This is a genomic window from uncultured Maritalea sp. (genome assembly GCF_937139385.1).
GTDB classification, from domain to species: Bacteria; Pseudomonadota; Alphaproteobacteria; order Rhizobiales; family Devosiaceae; genus Maritalea; species Maritalea porphyrae_A.
This window is the reverse complement of the sequence record NZ_CAKZPW010000039.1, coordinates 1-5,494: the sequence shown is the minus strand read 5'-3', so window position 1 is coordinate 5,494 and position 5,494 is coordinate 1. Positions and strand designations below refer to the sequence as shown.

Here is a 5,494-nt window from a genome sequence, read left to right as displayed (position 1 = left end):
CGCTCACGCCGCTTTTTTCGAGTGCACCTTTGATGGCGTATGAGCCGAGCTGAGTGGCAGAAATGCCCGCCAATGTGCCGCCAGATCCAACCGCACAAATGAACCCATCAACTTTGCCATCTGTTTGCGCAAAAATCTCGGGCCCTGTTGTTTCAATATGCGCTTGGCGATTTGCCACATTGTCAAATTGTTGGGCCCAAATGGCACCCTCTGGCAATTCGTTGTTCAGCTTCTCAGCCAAACGGCCAGACAGCTTCACATAGTTGTTTGGGTTTTTGTATGGCTTTGCCGGCACTTCGATCAATGTCGCGCCAGCTAGGCGGATGCTGTCTTTTTTCTCTTTGCTTTGGGTGTCTGGAATAACGATCACTGACTTATAGCCAAGGGCATTGGCGACCATGGACAAGCCGATGCCTGTGTTTCCTGCTGTGCCCTCAACAATGGTGGCGCCTGGGCGCAAAAGTCCGCGCTTTTCCGCATCGCGGATTATGTAAAGCGCTGCGCGGTCTTTCACCGATTGTCCCGGATTCAAAAACTCAGCCTTGCCCCAAATCTCACATCCTGTCGCCTCAGATACTGCATTGAGCCGGATAAGCGGAGTGTTGCCAATTGCGTCTAAAACGCTTCTGTGCTGGGTCATACGAGTCATTCCTTTTGATGTTGGCTAGACATTAGGTCTCAAAACGCGGTTTCTCAAGGCACAAATTGGTGAAAAACAAAGGCTTTTCCCATTAATTGGAAAACTTGGCAAACCGATCTAGCGTCTGCAAAATAATGGCGAATTAAATTCTCATGTTCTTGGGGTGACATGCCCATGATTGCCCCGCATGTGCCCGCGCATTTGGTCTTGGCGTTCGCTGCCTTTTGAAAAACTTTGCCCCCAAATTGGCAAAACAAACAATCACGTTTCCCTAAACTTTGCTCAAGCATGGCAGGTCGTGCGCGGATTGTGCCAATGGCAAAAACTACGTTCTTTATGGCCTAACGCACTGATTTGTATGATTGTTTTGCGCGACCCCTCAGCCTATTTTAGGGGCAACTCGTTTTGCCCGTTTTGGAGCCATCATGTCGGCCACACAAAAATCAATTTCCCACCTTCAAGCACTCGAAGCTGAGAGCATAGAGATCTTTCGCGAAGTTGCTTCATCATTCGAACGTCCGGTGATGATGTATTCGATTGGTAAAGATTCAAGCGTTTTGCTGCATTTGGCGCGCAAAGCTTTCTTTCCTTCAAAAATTCCATTTCCGCTTTTGCATGTGGACACAACGTGGAAATTTAAGGAAATGATCAACTTCCGTGACCGCATGGCAGATGAGCATGGATTTGATCTGTTGGTGCACACCAACCAAGAAGGTAAAGCGGAAAACATCAACCCATTCGATCATGGTTCTTCGCGATATACAGACATCATGAAAACAGTTGCGTTGCGCCAAGCGCTGAACGCTGGGCAATATGATGCAGCAATTGGCGGTGCCCGACGGGACGAAGAAAAGTCTCGCGCAAAAGAGCGTATCTTTTCGCATCGCAACGCGCAGCACGCGTGGGACCCAAAGAATCAACGCCCAGAACTCTGGCGGGTGTTCAATACCCGTTTGGCACCGGGCGAAAGCATGCGTGTGTTCCCATTGTCCAACTGGACTGAACTCGACATTTGGACCTACATCTATTCTGAAGGCATTGAAATTCCGCCGCTCTACTTGGCGAAAAAGCGCCCGGTAGTTGAGCGTTCTGGCACATTGATCATGGTCGACGATGATCGTTTGCCACTGAACGACGGCGAGGTGCCACGCGATGAAATGGTGCGGTTCCGCACGCTTGGTTGTTACCCGTTAACTGGCGCCATCAAATCAGACGCAGCAACTTTGCCCGAAATTATCATGGAAATGAATGCCTCCACCACCTCAGAGCGTGAAGGTCGCTTGATCGATAGCGATCAGGCGGGTTCGATGGAGAAGAAGAAACAAGAAGGATATTTTTAATATGTCTATTCAAGAAAATATCCAGAAAAACAATGCTTTGGACGTTGATAGTTGGCTTGGCCAACAAACCAACAAAAGCCTGTTGCGCTTTCTCACTTGTGGGTCTGTTGATGACGGCAAATCAACCCTGATTGGACGTTTGCTGTACGATAGCCAGTTGATCTTGGACGATCAGCTCGCGGCCTTGCAAAAGGAAAGCCACAACCGCACCACGGGTGATGAAGGTATCGACTTTTCGCTTTTGGTGGATGGTCTAACGGCTGAGCGCGAGCAGGGCATCACCATTGATGTGGCTTACCGGTTTTTCACCACCAACAAACGCAAGTTTATTGTGGCCGATACACCAGGTCACGAGCAGTACACGCGCAACATGGCTACAGGTGCATCAAATGCAGATGTGGCGATTGTCTTGATCGATGCACGCAAAGGCTTGCTGACTCAAACTCGTCGCCACAGTTTTATCCTTTCACTGATCGGCGTGAAGCATGTTGTGGCCGTGGTCAACAAAATCGATCTCGTTGGTTACGATAAGGACGTGTTCGATAAAATCGAGGCGGAGTATCGCGAGTTCGCGGGTCAATTGGGGTTCAAATCCTTAGTGACTATCCCGATCTCAGCGCTGCGTGGCGACAATATCGTCAACAAAAGTAAAGAGATGGATTGGTATCGAGGCCCGCAACTTGTGCCATATCTCGAAGAAATCGACGTGACCGAAGACAAGACGGAAAAACCCTTCCGTTTCCCCGTTCAATGGGTAAACCGCGCAAGCCTGGATTTCCGTGGCTTCTCAGGAACCGTTGCTGGTGGATCTGTTAAGCCGGGTGACGAAGTGCTGGTGGCTGCTTCGCGCAAACCCGCAAAAGTTGAACGCATCGTCACGATGGATGGCGATTTGGACGAGGCGATTGCCGGTCAGGCGGTAACGCTTGTTTTGGATCGCGAAATTGATATCTCGCGTGGCGATGTTTTATCTACCCCCGGCGCAGTGCCTGAATATTCCAATCAACTCCAAGCCAAACTGGTCTGGATGAATGAAGAGCGGGCCATGTCTGGTCGTTCTTACCTGATTAAGGTTGGCACCCAATTGGTGCCCGCCACCATCACCAACATCAAGTATAAGACCAACGTCAACAGCCTGGAGCAAAGTGCAATAAAGTGCCTTGACCTCAACGAAGTTGGCACCGTGACCATCGCAACAGACAAACCGATCGCGTTTGATCCTTATGCTGAAAATGGCACAACTGGTGGCTTTATTCTGATTGACCGCTTGTCCAACGCGACCTTGGCGGCAGGCACCGTGGAATTTGGCCTGCGCCGCGCTCAAAACTTGACCTACCAAGATTTTGACGTGAACCGCAAAACCCGTTCAGAAATGAAGGGGCAAACACCAAAAATTGTCTGGTTTACAGGTCTGTCTGGTTCTGGCAAATCAACGGTTGCGAACCTCTTGGAAAAACGCATCGCCGCTGAAGGCAAGCACACTTACATTCTTGATGGAGACAATGTACGCCACGGGCTGAACAAAGATTTGGGTTTCACCGATGAAGATCGGGTCGAAAACATTCGCCGCATCGCCGAAGTTGCCAAACTAATGGCCGATGCTGGGCTGATCGTTCTGGTGTCCTTCATATCGCCGTTCAAAAACGAGCGCAAATTGGCACGTGAAGTGGCAGGTGATATTGAATTCATCGAAGCCTATGTGAACACACCAATTGAAGTTTGCGCAGAACGTGACCCCAAAGGGCTTTATGCTCGGGCGAAAAAAGGTGAAATCAAAAACTTCACCGGCATAGATTCGCCGTTCGAAGTGCCAGAAAATCCAGACATTACGCTAAACACGTCGGACCGCGATCCGGCAGATTTGGCCAATGAATTGTATGACCTCATGTTTGAGGGCCATCAATATCGTGCGCTCTAATTTTATTTCCTCTGATTAGTCACTGCACAAACAACTTTGGGCGGCCCCTGGGCCGCCTTTTTTGTTTTGACGCTCAAATTACAGGAGCTTGTAGGGGATGAACAACGCTAAGTCTTTCCAAAACCACAGCAAAATGGCGGTCGACAACATGATCAGTGCAAACGGCATTGCGCCTTTCACCACGTCCTCAAGGCGCGCTTTTCCCACCGCTTGAATAACGAACAAGTTCAATCCCACGGGCGGGGTAATTAGTGCAGTCTCGATAAGCACAACAAAGAAAATGCCGAACCAAATGGGGTCGATGCCCATTGCCTGCAAAGCTGGATATAGTACTGGTACCATGATCAGCAGCATCGATAATGCTTCCAAGAAGAAGCCGACGATCAACAATACAAGTCCAACGGCAAGGATAAATAGGGTTGGGCTGGAAATATTGCTCGTTAAGAAGCCGCTGATGGTCTGTGGTATGAGATAGAGCGTGATGGCATAGGAGAATACCTTTGCGCCGGCCACGATGATGAAAATCATTGAAGTTGTGCGCATCGCATCATGAACAGCGGCAGAGAACTTCTCCCAGTTCATGCGCCCCATAGCAAAGGTCATGACAATTGCCAGCACGAAACCAACGCCCGCGCTTTCAGATGGTGTCGCGATTCCTGCGTAAATTGAACCGATTATGGCAATCGCCAATACAACGGTTGGTAATGCATAAAGCGTTGCCCGGAACCGTTCTCCCCAGCTGTACCGTTGGAGCATTTGAGCATTGCTCTTTCGATTGTAGATGACCGCATAGATGATAAACAAAGTTGCCAAAAACAGGCCCGGCCCAACGCCTGCAAGGAACAGAGTTGGAATTGAGGACTCGGTGACGACGCCGTACAAAATGAGTGGGATTGAAGGTGGAATAAGAATGCCCAATGTACCGCCGGCGGCCAGCTGGCCAAGGGTGAATGGGCGGTCATAACCGCGTTTATCCATTTCGGGGATGGCAACAGTGCCAATCGTGGCCGCTGTCGCAACGGATGAACCAGAGATTGCAGAAAAGAGTGTGCAGCTCATTGTTGTTGCAACGCCAAGCCCGCCTGGCAGGTGTCCAACCCAAGCCTGAACGCTGGCAAAAAGATCGCGCCCCACGCCACCCTTTAGCAGTACATTGGACATGAGTAAGAACAGCGGCACAGCCAACAACTCAAAACTGTCCATCGATCCGAATAATCGCTGCGGCACTGCGATGAGCGGAAAGCCCTTGAGCCAAAGCAAAACCACACCCAGAGCACCCATGGCAAAGGCAACCGGCACCCTGAGCAACAAAAGCCCAATCAGGCTGAAAAGGATAAGAATGACTTCCATAATCAGTGTTGTCCTAATGTGGCATTTTTGATGAGATTGGGGTCGCGCAAAACCTTGATGATTTCCGATAGGCCCTGCAATGAAAGCAAGCCAAATCCAACCCAAATAGAGCTATCTACGAAAACTTTGGGCACTGCTAAGTAAGAGTCCGTGGTGTGGCCCGACTGTGTTGATTTAAGCCAAATATCAAAGCCATATTTGGCAGCGATCAACCCGAAGAACACAACGACCGATATTGAAAATATT

General features: G+C 49.7%; 4 protein-coding genes and 1 pseudogene. 2 read left to right on the top strand and 3 right to left on the bottom strand.

What is annotated here, in order from left to right:
- Positions 1–640, bottom strand: a 640-nt coding sequence (locus Q0231_RS01650) for a pyridoxal-phosphate dependent enzyme (protein ID WP_299344191.1), incomplete at its 3' end; no start/stop codon positions are given.
- Positions 641–1,065: 425 nt separating this feature from the next.
- Between Q0231_RS01650 and cysD the strand changes: the two genes are divergently transcribed.
- Together cysD and cysN are read left to right on the top strand one after the other, a co-directional pair.
- Positions 1,066–1,980, top strand: coding sequence for a sulfate adenylyltransferase subunit CysD (gene cysD, locus Q0231_RS01645; RefSeq protein WP_299344188.1), 915 nt, complete (start codon positions 1,066–1,068; stop codon positions 1,978–1,980).
- 1 nt (position 1,981) lies between these two features.
- Positions 1,982–3,898, top strand: a complete 1,917-nt coding sequence (cysN, locus tag Q0231_RS01640) for a sulfate adenylyltransferase subunit CysN (RefSeq protein ID WP_299344185.1) — start codon at positions 1,982–1,984, stop codon at positions 3,896–3,898.
- A gap of 78 nt (positions 3,899–3,976) precedes the next feature.
- Here the strand turns inward: cysN and Q0231_RS01635 are convergent, their stop codons facing one another.
- Both Q0231_RS01635 and Q0231_RS01630 read right to left on the bottom strand, forming a co-directional pair.
- Positions 3,977–5,248, bottom strand: a complete 1,272-nt coding sequence (locus Q0231_RS01635) for a TRAP transporter large permease (RefSeq protein WP_299344182.1) — start codon at positions 5,246–5,248, stop codon at positions 3,977–3,979.
- 2 nt (positions 5,249–5,250) lie between these two features.
- A pseudogene (locus Q0231_RS01630) lies at positions 5,251–5,494 on the bottom strand (hypothetical protein); the annotation flags it as partial.